Here is a 16014-nt window from a genome sequence, read left to right on the forward strand (position 1 = left end):
ACCCATGGATGATCCCCGCCTGCCCGATGCCGGCCGCTCCCTGGTCCGCGGCCTGACCGACCAGCCGCTCAGCGGCCTGACGGTGGACCAGCTGCTGCGCCGCGCGGTCGATCAGGCGCCGTCGGCCGAGGCGGCGGTCTTCGTCGAGCAGGGCCTGCGCTGGACCTGGGCCGAGCTGGACGCCCAGGTGGCCGACGCCGCCGCTGGCCTGTGGCGCCTGGGTGTGCGGCCGGGCGACCGCGTGGGCATCTGGAGCCCGAACCGCGCCGAGTGGCTGGTCACCCAGTTCGCCACCGCGCGCATCGGCGCGATCCTGGTGACGATCAACCCGGCCTACCGCCTGGCCGAGCTGGAGTACGCGCTGAACAAGGTGGGTGTCAGCGTGCTGGTCACGGCGGCGGCCTTCAAGTCCAGCAACTACCTGGGCCTGCTGCAGAACCTGGGTTGGGGCGACAGCGGCGGCGCGCCGCGCCTGCCGGCGCTGCGCCGGGTGGTGCGCCTGGGCGACGAGCCCACACGCGGCATGCTGAACTGGGCCGCGCTGTGCGCCGACGGGGCGCAGCACCGCACCGTGCTGGCCGAGGTGCCGGCGCTCGAGGCCCACCAGCCGATCAACATCCAGTTCACCAGCGGCACCACCGGCGCACCCAAGGGCGCCACGCTGACGCACCACAACATCGTCAACAACGCGCTGGCGGTGGCCGGCTGCATGCAGCTGGGTCCGGCCGACCGGCTGTGCATCCCCGTGCCGCTGTACCACTGCTTCGGCATGGTGCTGGCGGTGCTGGCCTGCGTGGGCAGCGGTGCGGCCATGGTGTTCCCGGGCGAGGCCTTCGAGCCGCGCGCCACGCTGGCCGCGGTGCAGGCCGAGCGCTGCACCGCGCTGCACGGCGTGCCCACCATGTTCATCGCCGAGCTGGACCACCCCGACTTCGCGCAGTTCGACCTGTCCACGCTGCGCACCGGCATCATGGCCGGCGCGCCCTGCCCGATCGAGGTGATGCGCCGTGTGCAGTCCTTGATGCACATGACCGAGGTCACCATCGCCTACGGCATGACCGAGACCAGCCCGGTGTCCTTCCAGAGCGCCACCGACGACCCGCTGGACAAGCGCGTCACCACCGTCGGCCGGGTGCTGCCGCACCTGGAGGTCAAGGTGGTCGACATCGACGGCCGCATCGTGCCGGTGGGCGAGAAGGGCGAGCTGTGCACCCGCGGCTACTCGGTGATGCTGGGCTACTGGGACGACCCGGAGCGCACGGCGGACGCGCTGCGTGAGGGCTGGATGCACACCGGCGACCTGGCCACGATCGACGCCCAGGGCTACTGCAACATCGTCGGCCGGGTGAAGGACATGGTGATCCGCGGCGGCGAGAACATCTACCCGCGCGAGGTCGAGGAATACCTGTTCCGCCACCCCAAGGTGGCCGCGGTGCAGGTCTTTGGCGTGCCCGACAGCCGCTATGGCGAGGAACTGTGCGCCTGGATCATCGTGCGCCCGGGCCAGTCCTGCACCGAGGACGAGGTGCGCGACTGGTGCCGTGAACAGATCGCCCACTACAAGGTGCCGCGCTACATCCGCTTCGTCGACGACCTGCCGGTCACTGTGACCGGCAAGCCGCAGAAATTCATCATGCGCGAGCTGATGATGCGGGAGCTGGGTCTCAGTGTGATGGCCACTGCATGACACTGGAGCCCCCAGGCTAGGCGCTGCGCGCCGTCGCGCCTTGCAGGCCGCGGCCGGCCTGACGACCGTCCCGCTCGTCAGGCGGGCCTCGTCCACTGGACGACGCCCGTCCGGACTCGCCCCCCCAAGGGGGCTCCGCGGGCCTTGGGGCGGCCCGGCGGCCCGCGGTGAGCCCCCAGGCCAGGCGCTGCGCGCCGTCGCGCCTTGCAGGCCGCGGCCGGCCTGACGGCCGTCCCGCTCGTCAGGCGGGCCTCGTCCACTGGACGACGCCCGTCCGGACTCGCCCCCCAAGGGGGCTCCGCGGGCCTTGGGGCGGCCCGGCGGCCCGCGGTGGGCCCCCAGGCCAGGCGCTGCGCGCCGTCGCGCCTTGCTGGCCGCGGCCGGCCCACGATGGGCGTCAGCGCTTCTTCTTGAGCGGCGCCACGCCCGCCTGTGAGGCGCGCCACAGCGCCATCGGGTCGGCCGCGGGCGCAGCGACCGGGGCCGCCGGGGCGCTGGCCACGGCGGTGGGGCGCGGCGGCCGTTCAACCGGCGCCGGCTGGGTCGCCGGTGGCGGCGGCGCCAGCACCTCGCCCAGCAGGTCCATCAGCTTGGTGCGGGCGCGCTGCGGGTTGCGGCGGTAGTAGGCCAGCACCAGGCCGGTGATGAAGCGCTCGTCGTCGTTGCGCGGCTCCAGGCGGTCGTCGGCGGCCACCGGTTCCGGCGCGGCCGCATGCGGCTCGTCCATCCAGAAGGCGGGCTTGTGGCTGCACTGTTCGAACTGACGGGCCAGCCGCTCGCCGATCTGGCGCGAGCGGCTCTTGATCTGGCTCCAGTAGCTTGGCTGGATCTGCAGCCGCTCGGCGAACCGGCGCTCCAGGCCGCGCAGCGTGGCGGCATCGGGATGCTTGACGGTGGCCTGGACGAATTCGTCGAACAGCAGCAGCGCGTTGTCGAGGCGGATCGCGGCCACGTCGCGTACGGCGGTCATGCCCTCATGATACGGCGAGACGGTCCAAGGCTGGCACGGCGGCGTCCGAAGGCTATAGTGCGTTGAACGCATGCAGCAGGGGGTGCAGACGTCCCATGGACAAGGTCCTGATCGCCATCACCGTCGCCGGCCTGCTGGCCGCCTGTGCCAGCCCCGAGACGCCGGCGGGCAGCGCGTCGCAGCAGATCTGCACCCGCGAAGCGCCCCTGGGCAGCAACATCCCGGTCACCCGCTGCCGCAGCGCCGAGCAGGCGGCCCGTGAGGGGGATGCCGCGCGCTCGGCGCTGGACGCTGCGATCCGGCCCGTGCCCCCGCGTCAGCAGTGAGCACGGCACCGGACCGCGGCGGCCTCAGGCCTGCGGGCTGCTGAGCTTGGGCTTGGGCGCCGTGCGCATGCTCAGCCACATCGTCACGCCCAGGATCGCGGCCACCACGCCCAGCGACACCGCCACCGGGATCTTGAAGACGTCGATCAGCATCATCTTCGTGCCGATGAAGACGAGCACCACCGCCAGGCCGTAGCTGAGCAGGTGGAAGCGCTCGGCCACCGCGGCCAGCAGGAAGTACATCGCGCGCAGACCCAGGATCGCGAAGACGTTGGAGGTCAGCACGATGAACGGGTCGGTGGTGATCGCGAAGATCGCGGGGATGGAGTCCACCGCGAAGATCACGTCGGTCAGGCCCACCAGCGCGATCACCAGCATCAGCGGCGTGGCGATGCGCTTGCCGTTCTCGACGGTGAAGAACTTCTCGCCGTCAAAGCCCTTGGACACCGGCAGCACGCGGCGCAGCAGCTTCAGCGCGGGGTTGTCGTCCAGGCTGTTGTCCTGGCCGGCGGCCCACCACATCTTCACGCCGGTGAGCACCAGGAAGGCACCGAAGACGTAGAGCAGCCAGTGGAACTCCTGGATCAGCCAGGCGCCGGCCAGGATCATCAGCGTGCGCAGCACGATCGCGCCGATGATGCCGATCATCAGCACCCGCTTCTGGTAGGCCGGCGGCACCGCGAAGTAGGTGAAGATCATCAGGAAGACGAAGATGTTGTCCACCGCCAGGCTCTTCTCGATGAGGTAGCCGGTGAGGAACTCCAGCGACTTCTCGTTGGCCAGCGCGGTGCCGTGGTCCTGCTGCACGGCCCACCACAGCAGGCCGTTGAAGGCCAGGCTGACGGCGACCCAGATCAGCGACCACCAGGCCGCCTCCCGCACGCCCACGGCGTGCGCGCCCTGCTTCTTGAGCACGACAAAATCGACGAACAGGGCCACCAGCACGGTGGCGACGAAGACAGACCACAGCCAGATCGGCGCGATGGTGTCCATGGACTCTCCTGGAAGGAAGGGTGGATGGGTTCGCGCCGAAAGGTCTTGCCAGGGCTCAGGCGCCCTGTGCGGTCCCGGGAGCGATCCGGCAAGGCGCCGGTGCTCCGTACTGACGGGGGGCCGCGACACCAAGGGGATCGGTGCCGGCTACTCCCCTTTCGACAGCCGGGATTCTGCGTCAGGACGGTTTGTCCCGACAGATTTTGGGGCTATTGGGCCAGCAGCGCCGGCGTGATGTCGGCGATGCGGGCGCAGCCGGTCAGCGCCATCGCCACCTGCAGCTCGTCGCGCAGGATCCGCAGCAGCCGCGCCACGCCCAGCGGCCCTTCGGCGGCCAGCGCATGCACCTGCGGGCGGCCGATCAGCACCCCCTGGGCGCCCAGCGCCAGCGCCTTGAGCACATCGGTGCCGCGGCGGATGCCGCCGTCCACCAGCAGCGGCAGGCGGCCGTCCACCGCGCGTGCGATGTGCGGCAGCGCCCAGGCGGTGGAGACCGCGGTGTCCAGCGTGCGGCCGCCGTGGTTGGAGACGATCAGGCCCGCAATGCCGGCGTCCAGCGCGCGGCGCGCATCGTCCGGGTGCAGCACGCCCTTGAGCCACAGCGGCAGGCCGGTGGCGGCGCGCAGCGTGTCCAGCTGCTCCCAGGTGAGCGCGGCCTGCAGCAGCGCGTCGATCGGGTGCTGCGCCACAGGGCCCTCGGGCAGGTGCACCGCGCGCACGCCGGCGGGCAGCCGGAAGCCCGCGCGGCGCTCGCGGTCGCGCACGCCGTGCACCGGCGCGTCCACCGTCAGCACGATCGCCTGGCAGCCGGCGGCCTGGGCGCGCTGGGCCAGTGCACGGGTCAGGCCCGGGTCGGGCTGGGCGTGCAGCTGGAACCACAGCGGGCCGGCCCCGGGTTCGCGGGCGAAGGCGGCGGCCACACGTTCGACCTCGACGCTGCTCTGGCCGCTCAGCACCATGCCGGCGCCCTGGGCGGCGGCGGCCAGCGCGCTGGCCAGTTCGCCATCCGGGTGGGCCAGGCGCTGGAAGGCCACCGGGGCCAGCCAGATCGGGTGGGCCACCGCATGCGGGCCGATGCGGGTGCGGGTGTCGGCCGTGCCCAGCGGGCGCAGCACGCGCGGCCACAGGCGCAGCGCGGCCCAGTCGGCGCGGTTGGCGGCCAGGGTCAGCTCGTCGGCGGCGCCGCCATCGATGTAGTCCCGGCAGGCCGACGGCAGCCGCGCCGCCGCGCGCCGGGCGAACTCGTCGGCGCTCATCGCCGGTGCGGGGCTCAGGTGCTGGCCCATTGACGCAGCAGGTTGTGGTAGGTGCCGGCCAGCCGCACCGTGTCCTCGTCATCGCCGTGGCGCTCACGCAGGCGCATCAGCGACAGGTCCAGGTCGAACAGCAGGCGGCGCTGCTCGTCGCTGCGCACCATGCTCTCCACCCACAGGAAGGCCGCCAGCCGGGCGCCGCGGGTGACCGGCTCCACGCGGTGCACGCTGCTGGCCGGGTAGAGCACCATGTCGCCGGCGGCCCACTTGATGCGCTGCTCGCCGTAGGTGTCGGCGATCACCAGCTCGCCGCCGTCGTACTCGTGCGGCTCGGCCAGGAAGACGGTGGCGCTGATGTCGGCGCGCACCCGCTCGCCGTCGCTGCCGGGGATCACCCGCACCGCGTTGTCGACATGCGCGCCGTAGTGGTTGGTGGCGCCGCTGTAGCGGTTGACCATCGGCGGGAAGATCCTGCGCGGCAGTGCCGCCGAGAAGAACAGCGGGTGCCCCTGCAGCGCCCCCAGCACCAGGGCCTGGATCTGCCGCGCCGGCGCGCCGGTGGGCGCGAGCTGCTCGTTGTGCTTGACCTGGCGCGCCTGGGTGCCGGCGGTGGCCGCGCCGGGCTCCCAGGGCGCGTCGGCCAGCAGGGCCCGGGCCTGCGCCAGGGCGGCGGGGCCGAGCAGGCCGGGAATGCGGATCAGCATCGGGACTCTCCGTCTCAGAACTTCAGGCTGCCGGTCAGCATCAGCAGGCGGCCGGCGCCCGGGATGTAGTGCCCGCTGTAGAGCGACTCGGCGTAGAGCTTGTTGGTGACGTTGGTGAGGTGGGCCTTGACGGTGAAGCGCTCGGGCACCACCACCACCTCGGCCATCAGGTCGGCGGTGATGTAGCCGGGCGCGGTCCAGCCCGGGTTGCGGTTGGGCGACTGCGAGGAGCGGGCGTTGAGGCCACCCCCCACGCGCCAGCGCGGCGTGAGCTGGTAGGTGGTCCACACCGTGCCCGAGTGGCGCGGGGTCAGCGAGGGCCGGGTGCCCTCGCCCTCGGAGCCCGCCACGCCCTCGTCGATCTTGGCCACCGGCATCCACATGTAGGAGGCGAACACCTCCCACTGCGGCGTCAGCCGACCGGCCACGTCGATCTCCAGCCCCGCCACATGGCGCCGGCCCGACAGCGTGACCAGTTGGCTGTCCGGGTCGGTGTTGCGCTCGTGCAGCTTGGTCGAGCGGAAGGCCGCGGTGCGCAGGCTCCACTGGCCGTCGGCCGACTCCAGGCGGGCGCCCAGCTCCAGGTTGATCGACTGCTCGGGCGGCACATCGGCGTTGGCGGCGCTCAGCGAGTAGGCGTCGCCCGAGGTGTTGAACGAGGTGGCGCCCGAGAGGTGAAAGCTCATCCGGTCGTTCGGCTGGAACAGCAGGCCCAGGCGTTGGCTCCACTCCGACACCGTCATCTGGTACGCGGTGGTGGTGAGCGGGCCGGCGGCGTTGGCCGGCAGGGTGTTGAGCGTGTAGTCGCCCTGCAGGTGGTCGTAGCGCAGGCCGGCCAGCAGCTTCCAGCTCGGCGCCAGCTGCAGCAGGTCCTGCGCATAGACGCCCAGGGCCTGCGAGGTGTAGGCGCTGGCCAGGCGCAGCACGCGGCTGGACTCGTCGACGCTGGCGCCATCGTCGGGTGTGCCCACCGTGGTCACCGGCTTGTCGATCGTCACACCGCCCTGGGCGGCCGAGCGGGCGGCGTAGACCCGCTTGCGCTCCTGGGCCGCGTCGAAGCCGGCGGTCAGCTCGTGGCGCAGGCCCAGTGCCTCGAAGGCTGCGCTCAGGTCGCTTTGCAGGGCGAGCGTGTCGACGTTCTGGATCTTCAGGTTGGTGCCGCGGGTGAGGGCGGTCGAGGCGCTGAAGTTCTCCAGCGTCACCGGCACCAGCTGGTCGGGGCAGGCGGCGTTGGGCGTGTAGCTGACGCTGCCATCCGGTGCCGTGACCGCGCGCGGCCCGCACAGGCGCACGGTGCCGGCGCGCTGGTCGCGCGTGAAGTGGCCGCTGCGCAGCTGGGTGCGCCACTGCACCTGGGGCGCGAAGCGATGGGTGTGGCTGAGCGTGACCTGGGTGGCCGCGCTGGCGTTGTAGTCGCTGGCCAGGCCGTAGTAGCTGTCGGGGTCCAGCGGCAGCAGCGTGGTGCGGTCGACCGTGGCGCTGGCGCTGGGCCGGATCCACGGCAGGCCGTAGTTCATGCCGTTGCGGTTGTCCAGCACGCTGGCGCTGACCAGGAACTCGTCGCGCTCGCCTATGCCCCAGCGGTAGGCGGCGGCGACGCCGGTCTTGTTGATCGCGCTGCCGGCACCGTTGCTGTCGGCCTGGGTGACCATGGTGCCCAGGCGCAGCGCGGCGTTGTCGCCCATCTTCAGGTTGAAGTCGCCCACGCCGCGCACATAGCCGTGGCTGCCGACGGTGAGGTCGACCTGGTGCTCGTCGATCAGGCGCGGCGTCTTCGTGACCTGGTTGACCGCGCCGCCGGTGGAGCCGCGTCCGAACAGCATCGAGGCCGAGCCGCGCAGCACCTCCACCCGGTCCAGGAAGAAGGTGTCGCGGTCGTAGAAGGCGGGGTCGCGCAGGCCATCGACGAAGACGTCGCCGGTGCTCTGCAGCGGGAAGCCGCGCAGGCGGATGTCCTCCTCGCCGCCCTCGGCCGCCAGGAAGGTGATGCCCGCGGTGTTGCGCAGCACGTCCTTCATCGTGTCGAGGTGGCGGTCGTCGATCAGCTTCTCGGTGACCACGGTGATCGACTGGCCCAGGTCGCGCAGCGCCTGCGTGCCCTTGCCGATCGAGGTGGTGGTGGCCTGCACCGAGTCCTTGGCCGTGGGCTCGGCCGCGGCCTTGAGCTTGACAACGGGCAGCACGGTCTCGCTGGCTGCAGCGTCCGGCGGGGCGGTCTGGGCCACCGCCAGGCTGGCGACGCCGAAGCCGGCGGCCAGGGCACCGAGCGGCAACAGGGTGTGGCGGGTCAGGTCATGCATGGGGTTCTCCGTGGACGATGTGGATTCGTGGGGATGCGTGGTCCCGCGCGGCCGCCTGGCAGGGCCGCGTGGGCAGGGTGGGACGGGCCGCTCAGCGGCTGTCGGGCTGGCTGACGAAGCCGATGCGGGTGAGGCCGGCGCGCGAGGCATCGGCCAGCGTCTCGGCGACGCTGCGGTAGGCGCTGTCGCCATCGGCGCGCAGCTGCACCTCGGTGCGCGGGTCGGTGGCGCCGGCCTGGCTGAAGCGGCGTGCGGCCTCGGCGCGGTCGATGCGCTCGCCGTTCCAGTAGCGCTGGCCGGCAGCGTCGATCGCGAACTCGATCGTCTGGGGCAGCAGCGTGTTGGTGGCGGTGTCGGCGCGCGGCAGCTCCAGCTTCACGGCGTGCGTCAGCAGCGGCGCGGTGACGATGAAGATGACCAGCAGCACCAGCATCACGTCGATCAGCGGCACCATGTTGATCTCGGCCAGCGGGGCGGCGCCGCGCTGCTTGTCGAAGGAGGCGAAGGCCATGGCGGGCTCCCGGCTCAGGCCGCGGGCTTGAGCTGGCGCACCGGCGCTGGCGCCTGGGTCTGCGCGCCCGGCGCTTCGCCCATGGTCAGGAAGCTGTGCAGCTCGAACGCAAAGGCGTCGAGCCGGCCGGTGAGCACCCGGTTGCTGCGCGTGAAGGCGTTGTAGGCCACCACCGCGGGGATGGCCACGGCCAGGCCCAGGCCGGTCATGATCAGCGCCTCGCCCACCGGGCCGGCCACCTTGTCCAGCGTGCCGGCGCCACTCAGGCCGATCGCCAGCAGCGCGTGGTACACGCCCCAGACGGTGCCGAACAGGCCGACGAACGGCGCGGTGGCGCCCACCGTGGCCAGCGTGGTCAGGCCAGCTTCCAGGCGGGTGGTCTCCTCGTCCAGCACCTTCTTGATCGTGCGGGTGATGAACTCGCTGGCGGTGCCGGCCTCGGACAGCTTGGCCGCGCCGTGGCGCGCGTGGTGTGCCTGGGCGTGCAGCGCATGGGCCGAGAGGTGGGCGAAGGGGTCGCGTGCACCGTGGGTCTGCAGCTCGTGGCGCACCTCGTCCAGCGTGCTGGCATTCCAGAAGTGGTTCAGGAAACCGTTGGCCCGGCGCTGGCGCAGCTGGTGGCTGAGCGCCTTGGCGACGATGATCACCCACGAGGCGGCCGACATCAGCAGCAGCAGCGCGAGCAGGGTCTGGCCGACGGCGTCGGACTGCGAAAGGAAGTGGCCGAAGCCGAGGGAGGGGGTGGGGGTGTCCATCTGAGGTCCTGGGTTCACTCGAGTTCGTAGGCCAGCGGCGCCAGCGCGGTCCAGGGGACGGCGGTGCCGTTGACGGTGTGGGGCGCGAAGCGGGCGGCGCGCATGGCCTGCAGCGCCTGCTCGTCCAGCCGCGCGAAGCCGCTGCTGCGGTGCAGGCTGACCTGCTGCGGCAGGCCCTGGGCATCGACCACCAGGCGCAGCAGCACCGTGCCCTGTTCGCGCAAGCGGCGCGAGGTCAGCGGGTAGACCTGGGCAGGCGGCACCAGGTAGCGCAGCGCCGAGCTGGGCAGCGCGACCGGTGCGGCCGGTGGCGGCGGCGCCGGGGCGGCCACCGCAGCCGGGGCGGGCGGGGCAGGCGGTGCAGGCTCGGCGGTCGCCGGCTCAGGCGCCACGCGGATGGCCGCCGCCGGCGCCGGTGCCGGCGAGGGGGCCGCGGCGATCACCGGCGTCGGGCGCGGCAGTGGCCGGGGGGTCACTGGCGACGGCGGTGGCGGCGGCACCGGCACCGGGGCGGGCGGCGCGATCCAGCTCACCTGCAGCGGCAGCACGGTCTGCACCGCCTGGCGGACGCCGTCCAGCTGCCACAGACCCCAGGCCAGCGCGCCATGGGCCGCCAGCACGCCCAGCACCAGCGTGCGGCGGCCGGCCGGCGGCAGGCCGGTGTGCCGCTGGGCCTGGCGCAGCACGCCGCCCAGGTCGGGCAGGACGGCGGCGGAAACCGGGGCGGTGGTGGGCATGGCGGGCAGGGCAGGAGGGGCGTTGGATCACATCGTATAACAAATACGAATGATTCGCAATGGCAATTGAAAGGCCCCGCCAGGCCCCGCCAAGCCCCGATCAAGCTGCCCACAGCACACGGCCGCCCCAGGGGAGCCCCCCGGGGCGGCCGTGTCAGCATCAAGCCTCAGATGGGTGTGGGCACTCGCTCAGTCATCCATGCGCTTGAAGCTGGCCGCCAGCTTGGCCTGTTGCGCCGGCGGCACCGGCTCGTAGTGGCTGAAGGCCAGCGTGTAGTGGCCCTGGCCGGCGGTCAGCGCATTCAGGCGGGTCTGGTAGCCGGTCAGCTCGGCCAGCGGGGCCTGGGCGCGCACCACCATCATCTGGCCCACGCCGCCATCGGTGCCGGCCACCTGGGCTCGGCGCGACGACAGATCGCCGGTGATGTCGCCGGTGGCGTGGCCGGGCGCGCTGATCTCGACATCGACGATCGGCTCCAGCAGCACCGGCTGCGCCTCCAGGATGGCGGCGATCGTTGCCTTGCGCGCCGCGGTGACGAAGGCGATCTCCTTGGAGTCGACGCTGTGGTGCTTGCCGTCGTAGACCGTGACCTCGATGTCGACCACCGGGTAGCCGGCCAGCACGCCGCCGTCCAGCGCCTCGCGCACGCCCTTTTCCACCGCCGGCATGAAGTTGGTCGGGATGGTGCCGCCCTTGACCGCGTCGATGAAGCGGAAGCCCTCACCGCGGCCCAGCGGCGCCACCCGCAGGTGCACCTCACCGAACTGGCCCGCGCCGCCGGTCTGCTTCTTGTGGCGGTACTGCGCCTCGGCGCGGCCGCCGATGGTCTCGCGGTAGGCCACCTTGGGCGGGTGGGTGTCGACCTCGAAGCGGTAGACCTCCTTCATGCGCTCGAGCAGCAGCTTCAGGTGCAGCTCGCCCAGGCCGTAGACCACGGTCTCGTGGGTGCCGGCATGCTGCTCGATGCGCAGGCAGGGATCCTCGTCGATCAGCTTCTGCAGGATCTCCCACAGCCGCTGCTCGTCACCGTGGCGTTTGGGTTCGATCGCCAGACCGTGCACCGGCAGCGGGAAGGCCAGCGGCGCCAGATGGATGTGGTCGTCCTCGGCGGCGTCGTGCAGCACAGCGTCATAGTGGAGCGCATCGACCTTGGCGATGGCCACGATGTCCCCGGGCAGCGCGCGGTCCACGTCCTGGTGCTCCTTGCCCTGCAGGCGGAACAGGTGACCCACCTTGAAGGGCTTGCGGCCGTCGCCCACGTAGAGCTGGCTGTCGCGGGTGATCGTGCCCTGGTGCACGCGCAGCAGGCCCATCTTGCCGACGAAGGGGTCGTTGGTCACCTTGAAGACATGGGCCAGCACGTGCGCCGACGGATCGGGCGTGGCGTGCATCGGCTGCGCCTCGGCGCCCTCGCCCTTGAGGAAATCGGGCGGGTTGCCCTCGGTGGGATCGGGCAGCAGGCGCACGATCACGTCGAGCAGTTCCTTCACGCCAGCGCCGCTGCGTGCCGAGACGAAGCACACCGGGATCAGGTGGCCCTGGCGCAGCGCTTCCTCCAGCGGGGCGTGCAGCTCGCTGGCGTCGATATCGCCGTCGTTCAGGTAGCGCTCGACGAAGTCGCCATCGACCTCCACCACCTGTTCCACCAGCGCGCGGTGGGCCGCCTCCACGCTGGAGAAGTCGGCCGAGCCGGTCTTGTTGTAGAAGCAGTCCACCACCCGCAGCGCGCCGGCCGAGGGCAGGTTCAGCGGCAAGCATTCCTTGCCGAAGGTGGCCTGGATCTGGCCCAGCAGGGCCTGCAGGTCCACGCCGGGGGCGTCGATCTTGTTGACAATGATCAGCCGGTCCAGATGGCGCCGCGCAGCGTGCTCCATCATGCGGATCGCGCCGGCCTCGATGCCGGCGGCGGCGTTGATCACCACCGCGGCGGTCTCCACCGCTTCCAGCGCCGGCAGGGCCTGACCGGCCAGTTCAGCCGCTCCCGGGGTGTCGATCAGGTGGAGGCGGGTGTCCAGGTGCTGCAGGTGCATCACACTGCTGGCCAGCGAGTGCTGCAGGCGTTTCTCGATCGGGTCGAAGTCGGACACCGTGGTGCCGCGCTCCAGCGAGCCCGGGGCGCCGATCGCGCCGGCCTGGGCCAGCAGCGCCTCGCTCAGGCTGGTCTTGCCGGCGGCGGCGGGGCCCACCAGGGCCAGGGTACGGATCGCGTGCATGGCGGCCAGTGCGGCCGCCGAGGATGCGCTTGACATGAGGCATCTCCTCGTCCGGGCCCGCCGGGGCGCGATGGCGCCGCGGAAGGGGCGGGCCGTGGATCTTTCGTGCGGATCAGCCTACGCCTGCGGCCCGCGGGTCGCAAGCGCCGTCGCGCGACCCTTGAGACAGATCAGGCATCCGCGCCGGAAAACGGTCTGCGGCCCCGAATCCGGACAGCGCGATGTGGGATGGGCGGAGCCGGCGTGCCTGCCCACACTCCAGGCCACCCTGAACAACCTGAGGATGCCTGATGCGCGTGTTCACTTCTCTCCTGGGCGTGGGCCTGGGTCTGTGCCTGGCCTTCCCGGCGGCGGCGGCCACCGTCAGCTGCAGCGCCCCGGTCACCGGCTGCTCGTTCGCCTACGACGGCGATTGGCCCGCGCAAGGCCAGGACTGGACCACCAACACCGCCTGGTGGCGCGACGCGGCGGCCAAGGTGAAGATCGACCTGGGCGAGGTGGTCGACATGACCGGCCTGACCATTTCTGTCGACAACAACGACGACTACAAGGTGATGGCCTCGGTCGACGGCCAGACCTGGACCCGCGTGCTGAACATCCGCGCCGCCGACAGCGAGATCAACTTCGGCATGGACACGATCTCCACCGTCAAGGGCGACCCGGACCGCGTCAAGGGCCTGGGCTTCCAGCCCGGGCCGGTGCGCTACTTCCGGATCAGCGCCAGCAACGGCGACGGCCTGTACTCGGTGGGCGAACTGCTGGTGCACACCGCGCCCTGACGCGCCCCGTCGCTCACTGAAAGGCCACCTCGGCAAAGCTGCGCAGCTTGCGGCTGTGCAGCTGGCTGGCGCCGGCTTCGCGCAGCAGTTCCAGCGCGCGGATGCCGATGCGCAGGTGCTGGTCCACCCGCTCGCGGTAGAAGTGGTTGGCCATGCCGGGCAGCTTGATCTCGCCGTGCAGCGGCTTGTCGCTGACGCACAGCAGCGTGCCGTAGGGCACCCGGAAGCGAAAGCCGTTGGCGGCGATGGTGGCGCTTTCCATGTCCAGCGCGATCGCCCGGCTCTGGCTGAAGCGGCGCTCGGGACCCGGGTGCGGCAGCAGTTCCCAGTTGCGGTTGTCGGTGCTGGCCACGGTGCCGGTGCGCATGATCTTCTTGAGCTCGTAGCCGGCCAGCTGGGTGACCTCGGCCACCGCCTGCTCCAGCGCCAGCTGCACCTCGGCCAGCGGCGGGATGGGCACCCACAGCGGCAGTTCCTCGTCGAGCACATGGTCCTCGCGCACATAGCCGTGGGCCAGCACGTAGTCGCCCAGCTGCTGGCTGTTGCGCAGGCCCGCGCAGTGGCCCAGCATGATCCAGGCGTGCGGGCGCAGCACGGCGATGTGGTCGGTGATGTTCTTCGCGTTGGCCGGGCCGACGCCGATGTTGACCATCGTGATGCCGCCGCTGCCCGGGCGCACCAGGTGGTAGGCCGGCATCTGCGGCAGCCGCGCCGGCGGCGTGCCGCCGGCGCTGCGCGCGCTGCCGCTGCGCGGCGTCAGCACGTTGCCGGGCTCGACGAAGGCCTCGTAGGGGCTGGCCGGGTCCTGCATCAGCGCATGGCCCAGGCGGATGAACTCGTCGATGTAGAACTGGTAGTTGGTGAACAGCACGAAGTTCTGGAAGTGCTCGGGCGCGGTGCCGGTGTAGTGGCGCAGCCGGTGCAGCGAGTAGTCCACCCGCGGTGCGGTGAACAGCGACAGCGGCTGCGGCTCGCGCGGGCCGGGCTCGTAGGTGCCGTTGGCGATGCCGTCGTCCATTGCCGCCAGGTCGGGCAGATCGAAGAAGTCACGCAGGCGCAGCCGCTGCTCGGCGCTCAGCGAGCCCTCCACGTGGTCGGCCTCGGCCAGGCAGAAGTGCACCGGGATCGGCTGGTGGCCCAGGCCCACCTCCAGCGACACGCCGTGGTTGCGCAGCAGCAGGCGGAACTGCTCGCGGTAGTAGTCGGCGAACAGGTCGGGGCGGGTCAGCGTGGTCTCGAACACGCCAGGGCCGGCGACGAAGCCGAAGCTCAGCCGGGTGTCGGCGCGCGCCACCGTGTGGGTGTGCACCCGCACGCTGGGGTAGAGCGCGCGCACCCGGCGCGGCGGTGTCTGGCCCTGCACGTAGGCCTGCAACTGCTGGCGCAGGTGGGTCACCTGGGTCTGGTACAGCGACTGCACACAGGCCAGTGCGGCGTCGGCATCGTCAAAGGACTGGCGGGGGGAGAAGGGGGCGTCCGTCATGCACCGATTGTGGCCCCCGGTGATGACAAGTCATGATCTTCGGCAAGCCCGGCGTTCAGGCCGTCGCGGGCGCCGCCTACACTCGCGACAGATGAATTCCGCGACCCGCCAACGAATCCGCCACGGTTGCCTGGCGCTGGCCCTGGCCTGCGGTGCCGGCGTCCCGCTGGCGATGCCGGCGCCCGGGCCGTCAGCGGCGCCGGCGTCGGCGTCAGCGTCCGGTTCGGCGCCCAGACCGGCGCCGAAGCCGGTGCCCACACCCGCGCCGAAGCCTGCGCCGAAGCCAGCGCCCAAGGCAGCGCCCCCATCCGCCTCGGCGTCCGCGCCCAAGGCCGCACCCAAGGCCGCGCCCAAGCCGCCGGCCAAGCCGGCAGCCAAACCGGCGCCGCGGCCCGCCCCCGCGCCAGCGGCTTCGGCCCCGATCGCCGCCAAGGCCGCGGCGCCGGTGCTCGCGGCGGCGGCGGCATCGGCGGCCAGCGCGGCGCCGCGCAACGATGCCCCCCGGCCGCCCGACGCCGCCGCCTGGTGCCGCCAGGTCAGCAGCTTCCTGGTCGATCTGACGGCGGCGCGTTGCCAGCAGGCGGCGCTGCTGCCGGGCGATGGCCGCTCGGTGCGTGGCGTGCCGCTGTGGTTCCGTGACGTGCGTCCGGCCGCACCGCCACGCCTGCGCGTGCTGGTGCTGGGCGGTATCCACGGCGACGAGATGGCCAGCGTGAATGTCGTCTTCGACTGGCTGGACCGGGCCGTCAAGGCGGCCGACCCCGGCATCCACTGGCGCATGGTGCCGCTGGTCAACCCCGACGGCCTGATGCGCAAGCCCTCGACCCGGGTCAATGCGCGCGGCGTGGACCTCAACCGCAACTTCCCCACGCCCGAGTGGGAGCGTGCCGCCCAGGCCTACTGGGCCAGCCGCACCGGCAAGGACCCGCGCCGCTTTCCCGGCCCGAGCGCGATGTCCGAGCCCGAGACCCGCTGGGTCCAGGCCCAGGTCGACCAGTTCAAGCCGCACCTGATCGTCTCGGTGCACGCGCCCTACGGCGTGCTCGATTTCGACGGCCCGCCGCCACCGCCCGAGAAGCTGGGCAGCCTGCACCTGGATCAGGTGGGCATCTACCCCGGCTCGCTGGGCAACTATGGCGGTGTGGTGCGCCGCGTGCCGGTGGTCACGCTGGAGCTGCGCAACGCGCGCCAGGTGTCCGGCAACGAGATGGCGGCGATGTGGACCGACCTGCGCGGCTGGATCGACCGCCGGCGCGAGCAGATGGCCCAGAGCCAACCCCTGGACCGGCCAGCCCGCTGAGC

At 72.0% G+C, this 16014-nt stretch carries 14 protein-coding genes; 4 read left to right on the forward strand and 10 right to left on the reverse strand.

The features are described from left to right. Positions 1-4: 4 nt before the first annotated feature. Entirely contained in the window at positions 5-1687 is a 1683-nt protein-coding gene (locus KAK03_RS03025; RefSeq protein WP_210851684.1) for an AMP-binding protein, read from the forward strand. A 397-nt stretch (positions 1688-2084) separates the two neighbouring features. Here KAK03_RS03025 and KAK03_RS03030 read toward each other — a convergent pair whose 3' ends face one another. Beyond that, positions 2085-2657, reverse strand: a complete 573-nt coding sequence (locus KAK03_RS03030) for a hypothetical protein (RefSeq protein ID WP_210851685.1) — start codon at positions 2655-2657, stop codon at positions 2085-2087. Between the two features lie 95 nt (positions 2658-2752). On the opposite strand from KAK03_RS03030, the gene KAK03_RS03035 reads away from it, so the two are divergent. Beyond that, entirely contained in the window at positions 2753-2983 is a 231-nt protein-coding gene (locus KAK03_RS03035; protein WP_210851686.1) for a hypothetical protein, read from the forward strand. Between the two features lie 24 nt (positions 2984-3007). Here the strand turns inward: KAK03_RS03035 and KAK03_RS03040 are convergent, their stop codons facing one another. From KAK03_RS03040 to fusA, 8 genes are all read right to left on the reverse strand, one after another. Further along, positions 3008-3976 carry a TerC family protein gene (locus KAK03_RS03040; RefSeq protein ID WP_210851687.1) on the reverse strand — a complete coding sequence of 323 codons (969 nt, stop codon included), beginning with the start codon at positions 3974-3976 and terminating at the stop codon, positions 3008-3010. A gap of 209 nt (positions 3977-4185) precedes the next feature. Further along, positions 4186-5262 carry an alpha-hydroxy acid oxidase gene (locus tag KAK03_RS03045; protein ID WP_210851688.1) on the reverse strand — a complete coding sequence of 359 codons (1077 nt, stop codon included), beginning with the start codon at positions 5260-5262 and terminating at the stop codon, positions 4186-4188. Next, complete coding sequence (locus KAK03_RS03050; RefSeq protein ID WP_210851689.1) at positions 5247-5933, reverse strand: Fe2+-dependent dioxygenase; 687 nt, start codon at positions 5931-5933, stop codon at positions 5247-5249. Before KAK03_RS03050 ends, KAK03_RS03045 begins: the two co-directional genes overlap by 16 nt. A 14-nt stretch (positions 5934-5947) precedes the next feature. Beyond that, the gene (locus KAK03_RS03055) at positions 5948-8233 is read right to left on the reverse strand and encodes a TonB-dependent receptor (protein WP_210851690.1); all 2286 of its coding nucleotides are present in this window, start codon (positions 8231-8233) and stop codon (positions 5948-5950) included. Positions 8234-8324: 91 nt separating this feature from the next. Then, positions 8325-8744, reverse strand: coding sequence for an ExbD/TolR family protein (locus KAK03_RS03060; protein WP_210851691.1), 420 nt, complete (start codon positions 8742-8744; stop codon positions 8325-8327). A gap of 14 nt (positions 8745-8758) precedes the next feature. Next, on the reverse strand, positions 8759-9499 hold the full coding sequence (locus KAK03_RS03065) for a MotA/TolQ/ExbB proton channel family protein (RefSeq protein ID WP_210851692.1): 741 nt from the start codon (positions 9497-9499) through the stop codon (positions 8759-8761). A gap of 14 nt (positions 9500-9513) precedes the next feature. Beyond that, the gene (locus tag KAK03_RS03070) at positions 9514-10236 is read right to left on the reverse strand and encodes an energy transducer TonB (protein ID WP_210851693.1); all 723 of its coding nucleotides are present in this window, start codon (positions 10234-10236) and stop codon (positions 9514-9516) included. Between the two features lie 189 nt (positions 10237-10425). Continuing rightward, positions 10426-12486, reverse strand: a complete 2061-nt coding sequence (gene fusA / locus KAK03_RS03075) for an elongation factor G (RefSeq protein WP_210851694.1) — start codon at positions 12484-12486, stop codon at positions 10426-10428. Between the two features lie 260 nt (positions 12487-12746). Between fusA and KAK03_RS03080 the strand changes: the two genes are divergently transcribed. Continuing rightward, on the forward strand, positions 12747-13229 hold the full coding sequence (locus KAK03_RS03080; protein ID WP_210851695.1) for a discoidin domain-containing protein: 483 nt from the start codon (positions 12747-12749) through the stop codon (positions 13227-13229). A 13-nt stretch (positions 13230-13242) separates the two neighbouring features. On the opposite strand, the gene KAK03_RS03085 is transcribed toward KAK03_RS03080, so the two are convergent. Further along, complete coding sequence (locus tag KAK03_RS03085; protein WP_210851696.1) at positions 13243-14712, reverse strand: AMP nucleosidase; 1470 nt, start codon at positions 14710-14712, stop codon at positions 13243-13245. Between the two features lie 91 nt (positions 14713-14803). On the opposite strand from KAK03_RS03085, the gene KAK03_RS03090 reads away from it, so the two are divergent. Beyond that, positions 14804-16012 (forward strand): M14 family zinc carboxypeptidase, encoded by a 1209-nt coding sequence (locus KAK03_RS03090; RefSeq protein ID WP_247660874.1) that lies wholly within the window; start codon positions 14804-14806, stop codon positions 16010-16012. Positions 16013-16014 lie beyond the last annotated feature (2 nt).

Origin of the sequence: Ideonella alba (assembly GCF_018069845.1) — a bacterium.
Taxonomy (GTDB): domain Bacteria; phylum Pseudomonadota; class Gammaproteobacteria; order Burkholderiales; family Burkholderiaceae_C; genus Ideonella; species Ideonella alba.